Here is a 20,074-nt window from a genome sequence, read left to right as displayed (position 1 = left end):
GATTTGCGCTTCTTTATATTTTCTTTAGACTTTTTATTTATTAGTCGGTTGACAGTATAGTTTTAAAGTGATAATTTAACGTATGTAAGATGTTAGCACTCAAGTCGAGTGAGTGCTAACATCGGATGAGAAGAGGTAATCATTTGGAACTTACAGAGCGTAAGAAAACAATTCTAAATGCAATCGTTCGTAATTATCTGGAGACCGGAGAGCCGGTTGGAAGCAGGACGATTTCCAAGTATACGGATCTGAACCTTTCATCTGCGACTATCCGCAATGAGATGGCAGACCTTGAAGAGATGGGACTTATATTACAGCCACACACTTCTGCAGGACGTATACCATCCGATCAGGGCTATCGTATCTATGTAGATGATATGCTCGCCCAGAAGGAGAAGGAAGTCGACAGCATGCGTGAGATGCTTCTTGATAAGGAAGAGAAGCTTGAGAATCTTCTTAAGCATGTTGCAAGACAGCTTGCGGACAATACCAATTATGCGACCATGGTTTCAACACCTACCATGAGCAAGAACAAGCTCAAATTCCTTCAGATAAGCAGAGTGGATGCTGATCATCTTCTGGCTACCATAGTTCTTGAAGGCAATCTTATCAAGAACAAGATGATACCGGTTGAGGAAGAGCTTGATGATGCGACAATCCTTAAGCTCAACATGATCCTGAATACGAACCTGAGCGGTATATCAGTTGAGAATATCAACCTTGGCCTTATCGCAGCTCTCAAAGCGCAGGCTGGTATCCACTCCGAGATTGTAGGTCATGTGATAGACGCAGCTGCAGAGTCCATAAGAGCCGATGAGGAGCTTGAGATATATACAAGCGGTACCAACAATATCCTGAAATATCCCGAACTTTCAGATAATAAAAAGGCGAGTGAACTTATCAATACATTTGAAGAAAAGAGTGATCTTACAAGTCTTGTAGAAAGTTCTCTTAGTGCTACGGAACACGGGATTCAGGTTTATATAGGCAATGAAACACCGGTAGATACTATGAAGGATTGCAGCGTAGTTACAGCAACCTACGAACTTGCCGAAGGTATGAGAGGCACAGTCGGTATCATAGGCCCCAAGCGAATGGACTATGACAAGGTCATATCTACACTTAAGGAAATGATGCATCAGCTGGATGATCTTTATAAGAAGAACGACTAGCTATTTTCATATAATAAATAGTAATAAAGGAGAATCAACTTGAGTCAGGAAAAGGAAATCAAAAAAGAGCAGGAAGAAGTAGAAGAAGCTCTTAAAGAAAACGAAGCTCAATCAGGAGATGCGGTTGAGAACGAAAATACTGCAGAAGCATCAAAAGAAACAGCTGATGCAGATACTACAGATAAGGCTTCTGAAGAAGTCAAGGAAGAGGGCAAGAAATCTCTTTTTGGAAAAAAGAAAAATCCTCTTCAGGACAAGCTTGACGACATGACAGACAAGTACAAGCGTCAGCTTGCAGAGTTCGAGAACTTCCGTAACAGAACTGAGAAAGAGAAGTCTCAGATGTTCGATGCAGGAGCAGGCAATGTACTTACCAAGATACTTCCTGTTGTAGATAACTTCGAAAGAGGTCTTGCAGCAGTTCCGGAAGATAAGAAAGATGATTCTCTTGTACAGGGATTTGACATGATCTACAAGCAGCTTTTAAAGACTCTTGAAGACATGGATGTTAAGCCGATAGAAGCTCTTGGCAAAGAGTTTGATCCTAATCTCCACAACGCAGTAATGCAGGTAGAGAGCGATGAGTACGAAGAAGGAATTGTCGCACAGGAGCTCCAGAAGGGCTATACATATCACGATACAGTTATCCGTCACTCAATGGTGGCTGTTGCTAAATAGAGGAGATAGAGATTGTCTTCGATGTTTTTGCCAAGAAGGCATTTATGATCACAAAGCTTTACACATCTCCGATTTCCCAGTAGGGATAGATCAAAAATAAGATGAAATAGTTATGGAGGTAAATTAACTATGGGTAAAATCATTGGTATCGACCTTGGTACTACAAATAGCTGCGTAGCAGTCATGGAAGGTGGAAAGCCTACCGTTATAGCAAATGCAGAAGGTGCTAGAACAACTCCTTCAGTTGTAGCTTTTACTAAGAATGGTGAGAGACTTGTAGGTGAACCTGCTAAGCGTCAGGCTGTTACAAATGCAGATCACACAATTTCTTCAATCAAGAGAGATATGGGTACAGACAATGGCCGTAACATCGATGGCAAGAAGTACTCACCAGAGCAGATCTCTGCTATGATTCTTCAGAAGCTCAAGAAGGATGCTGAGGACTACCTTGGAGAGTCTGTATCACAGGCAGTTATCACAGTTCCTGCATACTTCAATGATGCTCAGCGTCAGGCTACTAAGAACGCTGGTAAGATCGCAGGTCTTGAAGTAGAGCGTATTATCAACGAGCCTACAGCTGCAGCTCTTGCTTATGGTCTTGACAATGAGAAAGAGCAGAAGATCATGGTATATGACCTCGGTGGTGGTACATTTGATGTATCTATTATCGAGATTGGTGATGGTGTCATCGAAGTTCTTTCTACAAACGGTGATACACACCTTGGTGGTGATGACTTCGATAACAGGATCATCGACTGGATGGTAGAAGAGTTCAAGGCTAAGGAAGGCGTAGACCTTTCAGGCGATAAGATGGCTATGCAGAGACTTAAGGAAGCTGCAGAGAAGGCTAAGAAGGAACTCTCTTCTTCTACAACAACTAACATCAACCTTCCTTTCATCACAGCAACAGCAGAAGGCCCTAAGCACTTCGATATGGATCTTACAAGAGCTAAGTTCGAAGAACTTATCCATGATCTTGTAGAGAGAACAGCTATTCCTGTTCAGAATGCTATGAGAGATGCAGGTCTTACAAATGCAGACCTTGGTAAAGTCCTCCTTGTTGGTGGTTCTACACGTGTTCCTTGCGTAGTAGAGAAGGTTAAGCAGCTCACAGGTCAGGAGCCTTCCAAGAACCTTAACCCTGATGAATGCGTAGCAGTAGGTGCAGGTATCCAGGGTGGTAAGCTTAATAACGAAGCTGGTACAGGAGATATCCTTCTTCTTGATGTAACTCCACTTTCACTTTCTATCGAGACAATGGGTGGTATCGCTACAAAGCTTATCGAGCGTAATACAACTATTCCTACCAAGAAGAGCCAGATCTTCTCAACAGCAGCTGATAACCAGACAGCAGTTGATATCAACGTACTTCAGGGTGAGAGACAGTTCGCAAGAGACAACAAGTCACTTGGTCAGTTCCGTCTTGATGGTATCCCTCCGGCAAGAAGAGGTATGCCTCAGATCGAAGTTACATTCGATATCGATGCTAACGGTATCGTTAACGTATCTGCTAAGGATCTTGGTACAGGTAAAGAGCAGCACATCACAATCACATCCGGCACTAACATGTCTGATGATGATATCGATAAGGCTATCAAAGAGGCTCAGGAATATGAGGCTCAGGACAAGAAGCGTAAGGAAGGCATCGATGCAAGAAACGAAGCTGATTCCTTCGTATTCCAGACAGAGCAGGCTCTTAAGGATGCAGGCGACAAGATCGATGCAACTGCTAAGTCAACTGTAGAAGCTGATCTTACAGATCTTAAAGCTACACTTGATGCTACTAAGGACAAGGAACTTACTGATGAAGAGATCGACAAGATCAAGACTCAGAAAGAAAAGCTCATGACAGATGCTCAGCAGCTCTTCTCAAAGATGTATGAGAATATGCAGCAGCAGGCTGGCCCTCAGGCTGGTCCTGGACCTGATATGGGTGGCGCAGCAGGCAGCCAGACTCAGAACAATGATGATGTAGTTGACGGAGACTACAGAGAAGTATAAGGTATATAAGGTCGGTGACTTTGTATACGATGATCAGATGATCATTATTAATGAAATTAACCCCGAGCTGCTTAAATGGCAGCTCGTGGGTATTTTGCGCTAAGGAAAGGTATTATGGCAGATCAGAAACGCGATTATTATGAAGTGCTTGGAGTAGGCAAAGGTGCCTCGGATGAAGAGATCAAGAAAGCATACAGGGTACTTGCTAAGAAATATCATCCAGATATGAATCCCGGTGATGCTAATGCAGCTGAAAAGTTCAAAGAGGCTTCCGAAGCTTATGCTGTACTTTCAGATCCTGAGAAGAGACGCCAGTATGATCAGTTCGGTCATGCTGCATTTGAAGGTGGCGGAGCAGGATTTAACGGTGGCGGATTTGATTTCTCCGGCGCTGATTTTAGTGATATATTTGGTGACATATTTGGTGAATTCTTTGGTGGTGGAAGGAGTCGTGGCGCTCGTTCCGGACCTGCTAAGGGAGCTAATATACGTGCCAGCGTAAGGATTACATTTATGGAATCCATCACAGGCACAGAAAAAGAACTTACTCTTAATTTGAAAGATCCTTGCCCGACATGTAAAGGTACAGGCGCTAAGCCAGGTACTACGCCACAGATGTGTCCTAAGTGCGGTGGTAAGGGACAGGTTGTATTCACACAGCAGTCGCTTTTTGGAACCGTCCGCAATGTTCAGACATGTCCTGAGTGTGGTGGATCAGGCAAGATTATTAAAGATAAATGTGCAGACTGCGGCGGAACAGGTTATAAGACAAGCCGTAAGACCATTAAGGTTACTATCCCTGCAGGTATTGATAACGGACAGAGCGTTCGTATAAGAGAAAAGGGTGAGCCCGGTATCAACGGAGGACCAAGAGGTGATCTTCTTGTAGAAGTTCTGGTATCAAGTCATCCTACATTCCAGAGAGAGGATTATGATATCTTCTCAGTTGTAGATATGTCATATGCAGTTGCTGCTCTGGGCGGATCTGTTGTGATCGACACTGTTGACGGCAGAGTAGTATATGATGTTAAGCCGGGTACTCAGACTGGAGCAAGAATAAGACTTAGAGGTAAGGGTGTTCCGTCACTTCGTGACAAGGACATACGAGGAGACCACTATGTAACTCTTGTTGTTAAGACTCCTGAGCGCCTTTCCAAGGAAGCCAAAGAGCTCCTTACTAAGTTTGATGAACTTACAGGTGACAGCCTTAATGAGGCAGAGAGACTTACATCGGATGGTTCTGATGACAAGGACGGCAAAGACAAAAAGAAGAAAAAAGGCTTCTGGAATAAATAAAGATAACTTTATAGGGGTGTCGCATAAAATAGCGGCACCCTCTTGTTATTAATAGCTTCACGGGTTCTGTAATTGGACTCTTAAGCTGAATTCTACTTTACTGCAGGAGATGAGGCATTTGCCATGATATTTACCTGCAAGCTCCTGAATGATCTTAAGACCATAACCGTGACTTACCTTATCCTTTTTGGTCGTGGAAATAAGATTTCCGCGTATATGGCGCTGTACAAGCACAGGATTGACTACGGAAATAGTAGTGAAGTTGCGTGTTCTGACTGCCTTGACATTAATATAAGGATTTTCAATGTTTTCACAGGCTTCCAGCGCATTATCAAGAGCATTGGCAAGAATGGAGCATATATCAGGGGCAGGCATATCGGTAAGCCCTGCCAGTGATCCTTCATAGCCAAAGGTAATGCCCTTTTTGTTTGCAATCTCCATTCTGCTGGTCAGGATTATATCAGCAATATTATTGCCGCTAATAGGAACAGGAGCGGCAGGAAGGCTGGCAGTAAGATCTTTAGTATATTTTTTGATTTCATTGTAATTACCGTCTTCAGCCAGTGTTTCGATTATTGCCATATGTTTTTTGAGATCATGTCTCTTTTTCCTGATCTCATCTTCTTGCAGCTGGAGGTTCTGCATAGCGTCCAGCTGAGTCTGCAGATAGGTCATATGAATTCTTGCAAGCGTCTCATTCTCAAGACGGATTCTTTTTTCAAACAAACTGTAAATATAGAATACAATGCAGCTGACATATGCTATAGGCAGGAAGAACCTCCAGAATATATCAGCAAATCCCAAATAGTCGCTTGTTGCGAATAACATAGTACACAGCGCCAGTATCAGCATTGTAAGGCAGAACAGTATCATTGCCAGCGCGATTTCTCTTAACGTAATATGAAAGACCAGTCCTTTCTTTTGGGAAATGATGTGTATTGTCACAAGAATCAGCATGATAGTCAGGTCTGTAATGACATCAGAGAGTTTCAGTGTCAGGTAAAAGCAGGAAAATGAATCATCCACATACGGGAATACTGTCGTGAAAATATATGATGGCATTATTGAAAAAACGGTATATAAGAAAAAAGTCGGAATGGTCAAAAGAACATCCGTAAGCTTAAGTGAACTAAGTCCCAGAATAGTCAGATATACCATTGCAAGGACCATGATCATATAAAGTGATGGTATTGGGATGAAAATATTAGTTATGAATAAAACGAGAAAATAGGACGGGAAGAGCAGATACAGCCTTTTTCCTGAAATATCAAGATGCCCCCCGCAGAAGTACTGGAGGAGCAATATAAGTTCAGTGCAGGCTATAGCATTTGAAATTGCGGCAATTACATAAGGGCCAAAAAGATCAATGATATGGAGATTCATAATTAACCTCATGTCGCGAGGAAAGCGAGTGACTAATGGTTCAAATTGATGGAGCTCGCGTCATCAATTTGGGTTTGAAAGTGGAACACTTTCAAACTTAACCTCATACTTATTCTCCTGAAATAAATGCATTGAAGGCAGATTCAAAGTCCTTGTATCTGCGCCTGCTAAGAGTCAGTGTGTTTCCATTATCAAGTGTTATGTGTGAAGAATCATACTGCGAGATTCTCTCAAGATTAACAAGAATGCTGCGGTGTATTCTGCAGAAATGCTGCCCGGAAAGTTCTTCTTCAAAATCAGTCAGGTTCTTTCTGACAGTTATAGAATCATCATCCGTATAAACAGCTGTATCCTTGTTGTTGGCTTCTATATAGAGAATATCAGCAGTGTTTAGAATCATTGATCCAAATGATGCATCGATACGAAGTAAGCGCTTTTTCTTACTGTGAATTTCTTTCCGGATGCTTTCGAGGGTGTCTGACAGAGATTTTTCATCAATAGGTTTTATCAGATATCTGAAAGCATTGACTTCGTAGCCTTTGGGAGCGGAAGAAAGGTCGCTTGTCAGATATATAATGAAGCAGGTCGAATCATAGGTACGGATCTTCTTGCCAACTTCGATTCCGTTAAATGGCTCCATGATAACGTCGCAAAAGATAATATCGAATCTTTTGCCAAGTGAATAATCCTCAAGAAGCTTATTGGGATCAGTATAAGTGAAAAGCTCAAAGTTCATTTCTTTCCACAATAATTTGTATAAGCTGTCGACGAATATCTGTTCGTCATCAAGTATTGCTACCCGCATATTTAGTCCCTGTATAAGAAAAGCCTAAGTTAAACAGTAATATTATAACCGTTCGCACCTGATTTTCAACCACTTACGAAAAAATAGGATATACATTGAAATATCTGCATAAAATGAATGCATAAATGTACTAAAGGAGGAAGAGTATGAAAGCTAACGAAGTATACACTAAGACACTGAAATTTGCATGGATAAAGCTGGGAATGGGTTTGGCTACGGTACTTTTGTCAATCATTCTGTTCGCGATAGTCATGGGGATAAGCGTGCTGATGGAAAGTGAAGAAGTTGGAATGATCGGACTTTTAATCTGGTTTGCAGGAACACTGCTTATAAGCTACATAATAAACACCTATTTTGGATATCTTGTTAAAGCAGGACATGTTGCAGTAATCGCTGAAACCTTCAGAACCGGTCAGGTACCTGCAGATGAAGTAAACTATGGAATCAGAATGGTTAAGTCAAGATTTGCTACAAGCAACATTTATTTTGTTCTTGACAGACTTGTAAGCGGGGCTGTTAACCAGCTTCAAAGTGCAGTAGGCAAGGTGGAGAGCTTCCTTGATTTTGTTCCCGGAATGAGCATAATAGCGGGATTTGCCAAGAGCCTTATCAGAATCGGACTTGGATATGTAGATGAATGCTGCCTTGGCTACACGTTCTATAACAATCAGCAGAGTGCATTCAAAAGCGCAGCAGATGGCGTAGTTATCTATTTTCAGAACTGGAAGACAATCCTCAAGGATGCAGCCAAGGTATCTCTTATTGTGATAATCGGAACAGTAGTAGCAAGTATATTACCTGTTTATTTATTTGTATTATTGTTCAAGGCTCTTGGCTGGTTTACTTTTATAGGATTTGTTGTGGGTGTCATAGTTGGCTGCGTTGTAAGATATGCATTTATAGACAGCTATATCCTTGTAAGAATGATGAGCTCATACATGCAGGTTGCACCTACAACTGTGATATCATTTGACTTATATGGCAAGCTCAGCAGACTTTCAGGTAAGTTCAGGGAACTTTGCAAGCGTGCCGGAAACGAGATCGGTAATGCCGGTATGAATAATCCATATCCCGGCAACATGGCAGGTTGACTCGGTATGAATAATCCATATTCCGGTAATATGGCAGGTTGATATATACAAACATCTTCAAACTTTGCATTATCGTTTGTTGTGCGTTAAAATGGGCTGAGAAGAAGGCTTTTTTGTTGCACAAGACCGGCAAGCGAATGGATGCTTGCATACAAATTCATTTGCCGGTCGTAAGAACATGGAGCACTAAGTGCGGAATGTTCGTGTGCGAAATCGAGTAGGAGTCAGCCTACTCGATCAGAACTGGTCTTAATGACACGTAACAGGTTTTAGATGAGGTTTTAACGTATGAAATGGATGAGGTTTAGAATTCGCACAAATGAAGAGGCTGAAGATGTCATTATCAGCGAGATGGTTGATATAGGCCTTACAGGTGCGCAGATAGAAGATAAGGTGCCGCTTACAGCTGCAGAGAAGGAACAGATGTTCGTAGATGTTGTTCCGGAGCAGGAGGATGATGGAATTGCTTATCTTAATTTCTTTGCAGAGCTTGCAGATGATAATACTCTGACAGTTACAATACCGGACGAGGATGCCGAGGATACATCTGCATCTGATGGAACAGGTGATGTATCTTATCAGATGGAAGCTGCAGGTGGTAAGCAGGTTAAGAAGACTCCTGAGCAGCTTCAAAAAGAGATAAGGCAGATACTTGATGGAATCAGTCAGTACATGGATATAGGAGATGGCACTATCTCTGTTGATGTTACTGAAGATATAGATTGGATGAATAACTGGAAGCAGTATTTCCACAAGTTCATCGTAGATGATGTTCTTATTATTCCTTCCTGGGAAGAACCATCCAAAGAGGATCTTGAAAAGACAGATAAGATATTCCATATAGATCCTGGAACAGCATTTGGTACAGGTCTTCACGAGTCCACACAGCTTTGCATCCATCAGCTTGGCAAATATATTACACCAGGCTGCGAGGTTCTTGATGTAGGAACAGGAAGCGGAGTACTTTCAATTCTGGCTCTTATGTATGGCGCCGGCCACTGCGTAGGAACAGACCTTGATAAGGGTGCAATTCCTGCTATAGCAGAAAACCTTGAAGCTAACGGATATACAGATAAGGACCTTAAGCTTATCATCGGCAATATCATTGATGATAAGAAGGTACAGGATGAGGTCGGATACGAAAAGTATGATGTTGTTCTTGCTAATATCCTTCCTGTAGTTCTGGTACCGCTTGCTCCTGTAATAGGTCAGTTCATGAAGAAGGGTGCAGTATTTATCACATCCGGTATCATGAATGAAAAAGGAGAAGAGGTTGCAGCTGCCCACAGAGCAGCAGGCTTTACAGATATTGAGATGATACACCAGGGAGACTGGGTATCTGTTACATCCAGAAAAGCATAAATGACAGTTTTTTACATGGCCATACTTCATTTAAGGTATGGCCTTTTTAGTGTTAAGATATATCATGAGATGAAAATTGGCCTTTGAAAATAGAAGGATGGCATTAGGTGATTTGATATTGCTATAATGATGTATTATAGAACTGTAATTATTCATGATTTTTTGGGAAAAAATTAAGGAAAGACAAACTATGTATCATTTTTTTGTAGACAAGGAACAGATAGACGAAGTCGATAAGACTCTTATGATAGAAGGCGATGACTACAATCATATAGTCAATGTCCTTAGAATGAAAACAGGCGAAGAGATATCCGTAAGTACCAGGGTATATGATGGCAAGGAATACCGCTATGGTATAGAAGAGATAGAAGATGGCGTAGTCATCTGCAAGCTTCGCTTTATCAAAGAAGATGATATTGAGCTTCCGTCTAAGATATATCTTTTTCAGGGGCTTCCTAAAGCTGACAAGATGGAACTTATCGTTCAGAAGGCGGTTGAACTTGGCGTATATGAGATCATTCCTGTCGCTATGAAAAGATGTATCGTTAAGCTTGATGAGAAGAAGGCTAAGTCTAAAGTTCAAAGATGGCAGGGAATCGCAGAAGCTGCTGCTAAGCAAAGTAAGAGAAGCATAATCCCTAATGTCCATACACCTGTATCTTATACAGAAGCTCTTAAGATGGCAGATGATATGGATGTAAAGCTTGTACCCTATGAGCTTGCCAAGGGTATGGAAGATACAAGAAGTATCATATCGGGAATAGAGCCGGGGCAGAGCGTTGCCATATTTATAGGACCTGAAGGCGGCTTTGATGATGCTGAGATTGAGAAGGCGCTGTCTCATGATATGAAAACCATAACAATGGGAAGACGTATACTTAGAACTGAAACTGCCGGTTTTACGATACTGGCATGGCTTTCATATATGCTTGAACAAAGGTAAGATATCAGTCGTTAACAGATAATTTATAATTATCGTTTTGAAGTTGTAAGGCTCTTATAAAAGGGCTATACAAGGATTAGTATCAGTAAAAGTCTGCGGCACATGTTGCAATGCAGACTTTACTTTTTAGTCTATATTGGTTATACTCTCGAAGGTAATTAAATTATAGAATATTGCGATTATTTTTTGGACTGGAGCATTAAATAAAATGGAGTGTTATCTTGATAACTCCGCAACAACACGCGCATTTGACGATGTTGCACAGCTTGTTGCAGATACAATGACAAAACAATACGGTAATCCGTCAAGTATGCATCATTATGGTAAGGTTGCTGAGGATATTGTTAAGAATGCCAAGAAGCAGATAGCAGCTACTTTGCATTGTAATGAGAAAGAAATCTTTTTTACATCAGGTGGAACAGAATCCGATAATATGGCTATAATCGGAACAGCCAGAGCCAAGGAGAAAGAGGTTGGAAGACACCTTATCACTTCCTGTGTTGAACATCCTGCAATACTTGAGACTATGAGATATCTTGAGAAGCAGGGCTTTGAAGTTACATATCTTCCTGTTGATAAGAATGGTCAGGTATCACCTGAGGATCTTAAGAATGCGATAAGACCTGATACTATTTTGGTTAGTATCATGCTTGTTAATAATGAGATCGGTGCCCTTATGCCTATCGAAGAATGTGGCAAGATCATAAAGGCCGCTAATCCCAAGACTTATTTTCATGTAGATGCAGTACAGGGATATGGCAAGTTTCATATAAATCCGTCTAAGATGGGTATAGATCTTATGTCTGTCAGTGGACACAAGATACATGGACCTAAGGGAACAGGTTTTCTGTATGTCAGAAACGGTGTCAGGATCGTGCCTATAAACTATGGCGGTGGTCAGCAGCAGGGTATGCGTTCAGGAACTGAGAATGTGCCTGGAATAGCCGGACTTGGAAGAGCAGCACAGGAGATATATGAAAACCTTGATGAGCATGTATCTGATATGCGAGGTCTCAAAAGCTATTTTATAGAAAATGTCATGAATAAGCTTCCTGATGTTACTGTTAATGGTAAGACAGACGAAGACTGCGCTCCGCATATCATAAGTTTGAGCTTTAAGGGAGTAAGAGCAGAGGTGTTGTTACACGCGCTCGAAGACAAGGATATATACGTATCTGCAGGTAGCGCCTGCTCCACCAATCGCCCTCATGTAAGCGACACACTTAAGTCTATAGGACTTGATACAGATCTTCTGGATTCTACTCTTCGCTTTAGTATGTCGGTATTTACAAACAAGGATGAGATAGATCATACGATTAATGCTTTAGAAGAAATTGTTCCTATGCTTAGGAGATATTCTCGTCAATAAGGGTAGGCTTTTGTTTTTTGCCTGGAAAAATGTAAACGGTATCGGATTTTTATGAACTGTTTAAATAGAGAATAATAGTGTAATTAAGTCTTTTGGAATAAAGTGTCAAAAGGCGATAAAACTTTTAGTTAGGATAAAAGAAAGAGGTTAAGATGCAGTATCACGCATTTATATTAAAATATGCCGAGATCGGCTTAAAAGGTAAGAACCGTTATGTATTTGAAGATGCTCTTATGCGTCAGATCAATCGTGTGCTTTCAAAATGCACAGGTGAATTTTATGTAACAAGAACAGCTGGTCGTATATATGTAGAAGCTAAGGATTATGACTTTGATGAGACTGTAAAGGCTCTTCAGACTGTATTTGGATTGTCCGGAATATGTCCTGCAGTTACTGTAGAAAGAGATGAGGATGGTAAGCTTCCTGATCCTAAAAAGCTTGCAGAGCTTGTGGCAGGTTTTATGGGAGATGTATATCCTGATAAGCACAAATCTTTTAAGGTTCAGGCACGCAGAGTTGATAAGTCATATCCTCTTGATTCCATGGAACTTGGTAGAGATCTTGGTGCAGCTATACTTGAGGCTCATCCTGACTTTACGGTTGATGTTCATAAGCCGGATATCCTTCTTCACGTAGAGCTTAGAGAGAAGATCAATATCTATTCTGAAGTTATCCCGGGACCGGGAGGAATGCCGCTTGGTACTGCAGGAAGAGCTATGCTCCTTCTGTCAGGTGGAATCGACAGCCCTGTTGCAGGTTATATGATCGCTAAGCGCGGTGTTGAGATTGAAGCTGTATATTTCAATGCTCCTCCGTATACTTCAGAAAGAGCAAAACAGAAAGTAGAAGATCTTGCCAGAGTAATTGCCAAGTATACAGGTAAGGTTAAGCTCCATGTCATTAACTTTACAGAGATTCAGATGTATATATATGACAGATGTCCGCATGATGAGCTTACTATCATCATGAGAAGATATATGATGCGTATAGCTGAGATTCTTGCCAAGAAGTCAGATTGTATGGGTCTTATAACAGGTGAATCAATAGGACAGGTTGCTTCACAGACTATGCAGTCACTTCTGTGCACCAATGCAGTTGTAGAATCCATGCCTGTTTACAGACCGGTTATCGCTTTTGATAAGCAGGATATTGTAGATATATCCTTGAAGATCGATGCTTATGAGACTTCTATCCAGCCTTATGAAGACTGCTGTACTATATTTGTAGCTAAGCACCCTGTTACTAAACCAAGGCTTGATATCATCGAAGATCATGAAGGTAATCTTCGTGATAAGATCGATGCTATGGTCAAGAAAGCTATTGATACAGATGAGATCATTGAGATTACAGCCTGATAACAGCAGATATACTTTTGAAGATAAAAGTATATAACAAATAGATAATAAAGATGCCTGTCTTTTTTATCGCCAAATAAAAAGTAGTATTCAAAAGGGCTCCGGAGAAGCTCCAGAGCCCTTGGACTAACTATTAAACAAATTGTAAAGCCCTAAGGCTTTACATCACCCACACAATATCTGCGCATTGATACTCAGATCATGTAAGGCTTTAAAACGTTGATAACTTCATCAACGCCGTCTTCTGCATGGATATTCAGATCGATCGGTTTAGAAAGATCGAGTGAGAAGATGCCCATGATTGACTTTGCATCGATAACGTATCTTCCTGATACAAGATCGAAATCATAATCGAATTTTGTGATCTCGTTAACGAAAGATTTTACCTTATCGATAGAATTAAGTGAAATTTTAACTGTCTTCATTGCGCAAATACCTCCTTCTTTTTTTAATGATAAACGAGAGGATGGGATAAGTCAATGTCAAAAACACTCAAAAAAGGAGTTAGTTAGTGAAAAGTGTTGCCCTCCACAACCTTGGTTGCAAGGTTAACAGCTATGAGCTGGATGTAATAGAACAAGACCTTAAGGAAGCAGGATATGAGATCAAACCTTTTGATCAGCCTGCTGATATATATATAATCAATACCTGTACTGTAACTAATATCGCAGACAGAAAGAGCAGGCAGATGATACACCGCGCCAAAAAAGAAAATCCAGGTGCTTTGGTGGTGGCAGTAGGCTGCTATGTTGAGACCAATGAAGATAAGGTCAAGATGGATGATTGCATTGATATAGCTATCGGTAATAACAAAAAGAACCAGGTTGTAAATATATTAAAAAAATATTTTGATGAGAATAAGAATAGCCTTGATCAGCAATCCGGCATTGTGGTCAATGACCGTCCGAAGACTGTCTCTATGGAGATGGATCCGTCTATCAAAGTTGGTAGTAAGGAAAAGACTGAATATGAAGAAATGAAGCTTGATCATGTAACAGAACATACCAGAGCTTATATCAAGATTCAGGATGGATGTAATCAGTTCTGCTCATACTGTCTTATTCCTTTTGCCAGAGGAAGGATCAGATCAAGGCAGCAGGGCGATGTGGTTTCAGAAATTCTGGGACTTGCGGCGCTGGGTGTTAAAGAGGTTGTAATAACAGGTATTCATATAAGTTCTTACGGCCTTGACAGAGAAGGGTCCGAGCTTCTTGATCTTCTTAAGAAGATACATGCTATTAAGGGTATTGAGAGAATAAGACTTGGCTCACTTGAACCCAGGATCATTACACCTGGTATGGCTACAGCTCTGTCCAAAATGCCCAAGATATGTCCTCACTTCCATCTGTCACTACAGTCAGGATGTGAAAATACTCTTAAGAGGATGAACAGACATTACAGCGCGGATGAATACTACAAGGGTGTTGAACTCTTGAGAGAGGTTTATGACAGACCGGCTATCACTACAGATGTAATTGTAGGATTCCCTGGAGAGACAGCTTCTGAGTTCGAAGAAAGCCGTGCATTCTGTGAGAAGGTCAACTTCTATGAGATGCATGTGTTTAAGTATTCTGTCCGTAAGGGTACTGTTGCTGAGAAAATGCCTGACCAGTTGACAGACAGACAGAAATCAGAAAGAAGCGATGTGCTTTTGAAGATGACAAGCGAGCAGTCCAGAAAGTATAGAGAGAGCTTTATCGGTGACAGAGTAAAAGTTCTGTGGGAAGATACCGAAGAAATAGATGGCAGATTATATATAACGGGACATACCGAAAGATATGTCAGATTTGCTGCACCGGTAACAGACAAGGAAGAGGCTGATAAGCTGTCGGGAACTTTTGCTGAGGGAATGTGCGAAAGCTTTCTGACGGAAGATATCATGCTTTTGAAATAAAATGACATAGTGGCATCATTTTAACGTAAGTTGCACGAAAACTTGCATTAGGTTAAAATAATAATATCTATACGTTTTTTGCGCACACATTATAGTGCAGAAAGGATGCTTATGGCACAGGATCTTGGACATACACAATTTTTTAAAGTAGAGACACCTCAGGAAACTGCAGTTGGAAAGATACTGGAAGTTGTTTATGAAGCTATGGTCGAGAAGGGATATAATCCGGTCAACCAGATCGTTGGCTATATAATGTCCGGTGATCCGACGTATATAACCAGTCATAATGGTGCCAGAAGTCTGATCAGCAAGGTAGAAAGAGATGAGCTTGTCGAAGAGATGCTGACAGCTTATATTCACAATAATAACTGGGATCAGAAGAAGTAAGAAGCAGGAAGGATTTATTGTAGTACTATGAGATATATGGGACTAGATTATGGTTCGCGTACCGTTGGAGTTGCGATCAGCGATATGCTTTTGTGCACTGCACAGCCCAAGGAGATAATACGTCGCAAGGAAGAAAATAAACTCAGAAAGACTCTTGCACGTATTGAGGAGCTCATAGTAGAATATGACGTCACACAGATCGTATTGGGACTTCCTGTTAATATGGATACATCAGTTGGCGAGCGTGCCCAGATGGCTCTTTTGTTCAAAGAAAAGCTTGAAAGGCGTACAGGACTTCCGGTTCATATGCTTGATGAGAGGCTTACAACTGTAGAAGCCGATGAGATCATGGATGAACTTGGGATTAAAGGGCGCGACCGCAAAGACCATGTGGATATGATAGCTGCTGAACTTATACTTCAGGATTATCTTGATAACGTGGTCAATAAGGACAAGAACGGTAATCCATAAACTTATATAATATTAAAACGGAAATAGACAAATATGGAAAAAATAACATTAAACATTGATGGCGAAGGTGCACAGGACTTTTACGCGCTTGAACAGACAGTTGTAGCAGGTAAGACATACCTTCTTGTAACTGATTCTAAAGAGGGCGACGGAGAGGCCTTTATTCTTCGTGACGATTCTGAAAGCGAAGATGCTGACGGTCTTTACAGTATTGTAGACAGCGATCAGGAACTTCGTGCCGTAGGGCAGATTTTTGTAAAATTACTTGATGAAGATGGTATAGAACTCGATTTATGATCAGAGGCATACTTTAATTCATATATATTACAGGACGTAAAAGGGGAATGTCCAGAAGTACAGGGATGTACTTCTATTCCCGACACTAAAGGAAGGACGACTGACAATGGGAGATCATGAAAATGTGAACCAGGAATCATTCAAGGGCATGCTACGCGATAGAGGACTCAAGGTCACGAATCAGCGTATTTATGTGCTTGAAGCTCTGCAGGCGTCTAGGAAGCAGCATCTTACTGCTGAAGAAATCTATAACAAGGTGAAAGCAGACCATCCGGAGATCGGATTGGCAACTGTTTACAGAACAATACAGGTACTAAGGGAGTTACATCTTATCGATCGTATCAATTTTGATGACGGTAGTGAGAGATATGAGATTGCGGACCTTGAATCGCCCGGAAGTCATCACCACCATCATCACCTGATATGCGTCAAATGCGGCAAAGTCCTTGAATTTGAGGATGATATGATGGAAGGGCTGGAAGCCTCCATAGCTGATGAGATCGGATTTCAGGTTATCGATCATGAGGTTAAACTCTACGGTTACTGTAAAGAATGTGGAGGAAATACTGATTGAAGAAACAAAAAAATACAGATAATACCTCAAAGCTGCAGATCATCCCACTGGGAGGTCTGGAGCAGATTGGTATGAACATTACTGCCTTCCGATATGAAGACAGTATTATTGTTGTGGACTGTGGTCTGTCATTCCCGGATGATGACATGCTGGGAATAGATCTTGTCATTCCTGATGTAACTTATCTTCTTGATAATATAGATAAGGTCAAGGGATTTGTAATAACGCATGGTCATGAAGACCACATAGGAGCACTTCCCTATATCCTGAAGGAAGTCAATGCTCCTGTATATGCAACAAGACTCACTATGGGTCTTATAGAGCACAAGCTTGAAGAACATGGGCTTATGCGCTCTACGCGTCGTAAAGTCGTTAAATTCGGACAGTTCATAAATCTTGGAGATTTCAGGGTCGAGTTCATCAAGACTAATCACTCAATTGTTGACGCAGCTGCGCTTGCAATCTATTCACCTGCCGGAATCGTAGTACATACTGGCGATTTCAAGGTTGACTATACACCGGTATATGGAGATCCTATTGATCTTCAGAGATTTGGTGAGATCGGTAAAAAAGGCGTTCTTGCTCTTTTATGCGATTCTACTAACGCAGAAAGACCGGGATTTACAGCTTCTGAGAAAACTGTTGGTGCTACGCTTGATACTCTTTTCCGTGAACACAAGAAGTCACGTATCATAGTTGCGACCTTTGCAAGTAATGTTGATCGTGTACAGCAGATCATCAATGCAGCCTACCAGTATGACAGGAAAGTTGTTGTAGAAGGCCGTAGCATGGTGACTGTCATTGACATTGCACAAAAGCTTGAATGCATTAAGGTTCCGGATAATACACTTATAGATATCGATGAGCTTAAGAACTATCCTGATAATAAGCAGGTCATTATAACTACAGGATCTCAGGGTGAGTCTATGGCTGCTCTGTCACGTATGGCAAGCGGTCAGCACAAGAAGATCTCAATCAAGCCCGGAGATACAGTTATTTTCTCATCTACACCTATCCCGGGTAATGAGAAGTCTGTCACCAACGTAGTTAATGAGCTCATGATGAAGGGCGCTGAGGTTATCTTCCAGGATGTACACGTATCAGGTCATGCTTGTCAGGAAGATATAAAGCTGATATATAATCTTGTAAAGCCTAAATATGCTGTTCCGGTTCACGGTGAATACCGTCACCTTGTGGCTCAAAAAGAGATCGCGCGCAAGCTTGGTATCCCTAAAGAGAATACATTTATTTTGAAATCAGGTGATATTCTTGAAATGGACGCTAAAGGCGCCAGAATACACGGCAAAGTTCCTACAGGTGCAGTCCTTGTAGATGGTATCGGAGTAGGTGACGTTGGTAATGTTGTTTTAAGAGACCGTCAGAGACTTGCTCAGGATGGTATTGTTATCGCAGTTCTTGGAATTGATAAGGGAAGTGCTCAGCTTGTTTCCGGTCCTACTATCGTTTCAAGAGGCTTTGTATATGTAAAGGAGTCTGATGAACTGATTGAAGATGCTACTGACCTTGTTCTTGATGAGGTTACAGAAGCACTTTCAAGAGGTATAACAGACTGGCCTAAGATCAAGAATCTTGTCAAAGATATACTTGGCGAGTTCATCTGGAAGAAGACTAAGAGGAGACCTATGATTCTCCCTATTATCATGGACAATTAAGAAGGACTATTATGAACAAAAAAGAAGTAGGTATCTCTATCACCAGTGCAGTTATAAAAGTTGTACTTCTGATAATAATTTTATTTCTGCTGATCCAGTATTCTAAGGTGGCTTACAGCTATGGCCGTGGAATATTCAATCAGACAGCTGTTTCTTCAGGGGAAGGTGAATATTTTAATGTCACTATTCTTGAAGGTGAGTCAGTATCAGAACTTGCAGATGCACTGGAGGGTGCCGGACTTATCAAAGATGCATTCCTTTTCAGATTGCAGGAATATTTCTCAGAATATCATGGACTTGAGCAGCCGGGTGTATATACACTTTCTACTGCTATGACTCCGAATGAGATGCTTGCCATCATCTGTGCGGATGCAGATAAGAAAAGTACATCTTCTGAGACTTCTGAGGAAACCCAGAGCACTCCTTCTGATAATACTGATGTAGAAGATAATACATCCGGAACCGGAGCTGCTGAAGGTGAAGATATGGGCAGTGAAGGCGAAAATTCAGTTTCTGAAGATACAGGAAGCAGTGAAGGAGAAGATGTAGAGTAATGGGTGCTCGCTTTGATGAAGAAGCTCTTATGGCTATTGATCCCGAAAGAATGAGGGATTTTATATGCGCCATGGATAAAGGGAACAAAGATTATCTTGATGAGCTTGAAAAAGAGGCGATCAAAGACGATGTTCCGATCATAAGAAAAGATATGCAGTCTCTTCTTAAGTTCCTGCTGGCGCTTACTCATCCTGTCAATATTCTTGAAGTTGGCACAGCTACCGGATTTTCTGCGCTTTTGATGGCTGAGTATTCGGATGATGATACTCGTATTACAACTATTGAGAAGTACGAGAAGAGGATCCCGGTTGCCAAAGAGCATTTTGACTTATGGGATAAAGGTAATAAGATAACCCTTCTTGAAGGTGATGCAGCTGATATCTTAAAAGAACTTGATGAAGGCTATGATTTTGTATTTATGGATGCTGCCAAGGGACAGTATGAGAACTTTCTTCCGCATGTCATGAGGGTTCTTAAAAAAGGAGGTCTGCTTGTCACAGACAATGTCCTTCAGGATGGCGATATAGTTCAGTCCAGATTTGCTGTTACAAGGCGTAACAGGACTATACACGCCCGTATGAGAGAGTATATCTATGATATAACTCACACAGATGATCTTCAGACTGTGATACTAAATACAGGCGATGGAGTAACCCTAAGTGTTAAGATGAGATGAATCATACTTGAGGGTATATAAAAAGGCTATATTTATATATTTTAGATAAATATGGTTTTGTAGTGTGTTTTTGTTTTTTATAGAAAGAAGAA

At 41.1% G+C, this 20,074-nt stretch carries 20 protein-coding genes; 17 read left to right on the top strand and 3 right to left on the bottom strand.

Annotated elements, in window-relative coordinates:
• Positions 1-125 precede the first annotated feature (125 nt).
• The 4 genes from hrcA (at position 126) to dnaJ (ending at position 5,147) form a co-directional block, all read left to right on the top strand.
• Positions 126-1,172, top strand: coding sequence for a heat-inducible transcriptional repressor HrcA (gene hrcA / locus I7804_RS01485; RefSeq protein WP_420314857.1), 1,047 nt, complete (start codon positions 126-128; stop codon positions 1,170-1,172).
• A gap of 39 nt (positions 1,173-1,211) precedes the next feature.
• Entirely contained in the window at positions 1,212-1,850 is a 639-nt protein-coding gene (gene grpE, locus I7804_RS01480) for a nucleotide exchange factor GrpE (RefSeq protein ID WP_248404565.1), read from the top strand.
• Between the two features lie 129 nt (positions 1,851-1,979).
• The gene (dnaK, locus tag I7804_RS01475; protein WP_248404564.1) at positions 1,980-3,851 is read left to right on the top strand and encodes a molecular chaperone DnaK; all 1,872 of its coding nucleotides are present in this window, start codon (positions 1,980-1,982) and stop codon (positions 3,849-3,851) included.
• Positions 3,852-3,965: 114 nt separating this feature from the next.
• Complete coding sequence (gene dnaJ / locus I7804_RS01470; protein ID WP_022755277.1) at positions 3,966-5,147, top strand: molecular chaperone DnaJ; 1,182 nt, start codon at positions 3,966-3,968, stop codon at positions 5,145-5,147.
• A 57-nt stretch (positions 5,148-5,204) separates the two neighbouring features.
• Here dnaJ and I7804_RS01465 read toward each other — a convergent pair whose 3' ends face one another.
• Positions 5,205-6,542, bottom strand: coding sequence for a sensor histidine kinase (locus I7804_RS01465; RefSeq protein WP_080651772.1), 1,338 nt, complete (start codon positions 6,540-6,542; stop codon positions 5,205-5,207).
• A gap of 97 nt (positions 6,543-6,639) precedes the next feature.
• Positions 6,640-7,335, bottom strand: a complete 696-nt coding sequence (locus I7804_RS01460; RefSeq protein WP_027203827.1) for a LytR/AlgR family response regulator transcription factor — start codon at positions 7,333-7,335, stop codon at positions 6,640-6,642.
• A 146-nt stretch (positions 7,336-7,481) separates the two neighbouring features.
• On the opposite strand from I7804_RS01460, the gene I7804_RS01455 reads away from it, so the two are divergent.
• The 5 genes from I7804_RS01455 to thiI all read left to right on the top strand — a co-directional run bounded on the left by I7804_RS01455 (position 7,482) and on the right by thiI (position 13,455).
• Positions 7,482-8,426, top strand: a complete 945-nt coding sequence (locus I7804_RS01455) for a hypothetical protein (protein WP_022756236.1) — start codon at positions 7,482-7,484, stop codon at positions 8,424-8,426.
• Positions 8,427-8,714: 288 nt separating this feature from the next.
• On the top strand, positions 8,715-9,788 hold the full coding sequence (locus tag I7804_RS01450; protein WP_022756388.1) for a 50S ribosomal protein L11 methyltransferase: 1,074 nt from the start codon (positions 8,715-8,717) through the stop codon (positions 9,786-9,788).
• Between the two features lie 190 nt (positions 9,789-9,978).
• Positions 9,979-10,731, top strand: a complete 753-nt coding sequence (locus I7804_RS01445; RefSeq protein WP_248404563.1) for an RsmE family RNA methyltransferase — start codon at positions 9,979-9,981, stop codon at positions 10,729-10,731.
• A 208-nt stretch (positions 10,732-10,939) separates the two neighbouring features.
• Entirely contained in the window at positions 10,940-12,100 is a 1,161-nt protein-coding gene (locus I7804_RS01440; RefSeq protein ID WP_022755823.1) for a cysteine desulfurase family protein, read from the top strand.
• 152 nt (positions 12,101-12,252) lie between these two features.
• Complete coding sequence (gene thiI, locus I7804_RS01435) at positions 12,253-13,455, top strand: tRNA uracil 4-sulfurtransferase ThiI (RefSeq protein WP_248404562.1); 1,203 nt, start codon at positions 12,253-12,255, stop codon at positions 13,453-13,455.
• Between the two features lie 194 nt (positions 13,456-13,649).
• Here thiI and I7804_RS01430 read toward each other — a convergent pair whose 3' ends face one another.
• Entirely contained in the window at positions 13,650-13,880 is a 231-nt protein-coding gene (locus I7804_RS01430) for an HPr family phosphocarrier protein (RefSeq protein WP_022755825.1), read from the bottom strand.
• Positions 13,881-13,966: 86 nt separating this feature from the next.
• Between I7804_RS01430 and mtaB the strand changes: the two genes are divergently transcribed.
• From mtaB to I7804_RS01390, 8 genes are all read left to right on the top strand, one after another.
• A complete protein-coding gene (mtaB, locus tag I7804_RS01425) occupies positions 13,967-15,349 on the top strand; it encodes a tRNA (N(6)-L-threonylcarbamoyladenosine(37)-C(2))-methylthiotransferase MtaB (RefSeq protein ID WP_248404561.1) in 1,383 nt (460 codons plus the stop codon).
• Positions 15,350-15,460: 111 nt separating this feature from the next.
• Positions 15,461-15,736 carry an IreB family regulatory phosphoprotein gene (locus tag I7804_RS01420; RefSeq protein ID WP_022755827.1) on the top strand — a complete coding sequence of 92 codons (276 nt, stop codon included), beginning with the start codon at positions 15,461-15,463 and terminating at the stop codon, positions 15,734-15,736.
• Between the two features lie 27 nt (positions 15,737-15,763).
• On the top strand, positions 15,764-16,207 hold the full coding sequence (gene ruvX, locus I7804_RS01415) for a Holliday junction resolvase RuvX (RefSeq protein WP_022755828.1): 444 nt from the start codon (positions 15,764-15,766) through the stop codon (positions 16,205-16,207).
• A 33-nt stretch (positions 16,208-16,240) separates the two neighbouring features.
• A complete protein-coding gene (locus I7804_RS01410) occupies positions 16,241-16,504 on the top strand; it encodes a DUF1292 domain-containing protein (protein ID WP_022755829.1) in 264 nt (87 codons plus the stop codon).
• A gap of 106 nt (positions 16,505-16,610) precedes the next feature.
• The gene (locus tag I7804_RS01405) at positions 16,611-17,078 is read left to right on the top strand and encodes a Fur family transcriptional regulator (protein ID WP_248404560.1); all 468 of its coding nucleotides are present in this window, start codon (positions 16,611-16,613) and stop codon (positions 17,076-17,078) included.
• The gene (locus tag I7804_RS01400) at positions 17,075-18,751 is read left to right on the top strand and encodes a ribonuclease J (RefSeq protein WP_022755831.1); all 1,677 of its coding nucleotides are present in this window, start codon (positions 17,075-17,077) and stop codon (positions 18,749-18,751) included. Before I7804_RS01405 ends, I7804_RS01400 begins: the two co-directional genes overlap by 4 nt.
• Positions 18,752-18,762: 11 nt before the next feature.
• Positions 18,763-19,305, top strand: coding sequence for an endolytic transglycosylase MltG (locus I7804_RS01395; protein WP_248404559.1), 543 nt, complete (start codon positions 18,763-18,765; stop codon positions 19,303-19,305).
• Between the two features lie 29 nt (positions 19,306-19,334).
• Positions 19,335-19,982 (top strand): O-methyltransferase, encoded by a 648-nt coding sequence (locus tag I7804_RS01390; protein ID WP_027206987.1) that lies wholly within the window; start codon positions 19,335-19,337, stop codon positions 19,980-19,982.
• Positions 19,983-20,074: the final 92 nt, after the last annotated feature.

It is taken from the genome of Butyrivibrio fibrisolvens, assembly GCF_023206215.1.
GTDB lineage: Bacteria > Bacillota > Clostridia > Lachnospirales > Lachnospiraceae > Butyrivibrio > Butyrivibrio fibrisolvens_C.
The sequence above is the reverse complement of the archived record's forward strand: the minus strand, read 5'-3'. Positions and strand labels throughout refer to the sequence as shown.

Bases quoted from the DNA above. Each gene is read 5' to 3' on its own strand.
- I7804_RS01390 (WP_027206987.1), top strand. From the start codon at position 19,335: ATGGCTATTGATCCCGAAAGAATGAGGGATTTTATATGCGCCATGGAT.
- dnaK (WP_248404564.1), top strand. From the start codon at position 1,980: ATGGGTAAAATCATTGGTATCGACCTTGGTACTACAAATAGCTGCGTA.
- ruvX (WP_022755828.1), top strand. From the start codon at position 15,764: ATGAGATATATGGGACTAGATTATGGTTCGCGTACCGTTGGAGTTGCG.
- I7804_RS01420 (WP_022755827.1), top strand. From the start codon at position 15,461: ATGGCACAGGATCTTGGACATACACAATTTTTTAAAGTAGAGACACCT.
- dnaJ (WP_022755277.1), top strand. From the start codon at position 3,966: ATGGCAGATCAGAAACGCGATTATTATGAAGTGCTTGGAGTAGGCAAA.
- thiI (WP_248404562.1), top strand. From the start codon at position 12,253: ATGCAGTATCACGCATTTATATTAAAATATGCCGAGATCGGCTTAAAA.
- I7804_RS01450 (WP_022756388.1), top strand. From the start codon at position 8,715: ATGAAATGGATGAGGTTTAGAATTCGCACAAATGAAGAGGCTGAAGAT.
- I7804_RS01410 (WP_022755829.1), top strand. From the start codon at position 16,241: ATGGAAAAAATAACATTAAACATTGATGGCGAAGGTGCACAGGACTTT.
- I7804_RS01430 (WP_022755825.1), bottom strand. From the start codon at position 13,880: ATGAAGACAGTTAAAATTTCACTTAATTCTATCGATAAGGTAAAATCT.
- I7804_RS01395 (WP_248404559.1), top strand. From the start codon at position 18,763: ATGAACAAAAAAGAAGTAGGTATCTCTATCACCAGTGCAGTTATAAAA.
- I7804_RS01465 (WP_080651772.1), bottom strand. From the start codon at position 6,542: ATGAGGTTAATTATGAATCTCCATATCATTGATCTTTTTGGCCCTTAT.
- hrcA (WP_420314857.1), top strand. From the start codon at position 126: ATGAGAAGAGGTAATCATTTGGAACTTACAGAGCGTAAGAAAACAATT.
- I7804_RS01445 (WP_248404563.1), top strand. From the start codon at position 9,979: ATGTATCATTTTTTTGTAGACAAGGAACAGATAGACGAAGTCGATAAG.
- I7804_RS01405 (WP_248404560.1), top strand. From the start codon at position 16,611: ATGGGAGATCATGAAAATGTGAACCAGGAATCATTCAAGGGCATGCTA.
- I7804_RS01440 (WP_022755823.1), top strand. From the start codon at position 10,940: ATGGAGTGTTATCTTGATAACTCCGCAACAACACGCGCATTTGACGAT.
- I7804_RS01460 (WP_027203827.1), bottom strand. From the start codon at position 7,335: ATGCGGGTAGCAATACTTGATGACGAACAGATATTCGTCGACAGCTTA.
- I7804_RS01455 (WP_022756236.1), top strand. From the start codon at position 7,482: ATGAAAGCTAACGAAGTATACACTAAGACACTGAAATTTGCATGGATA.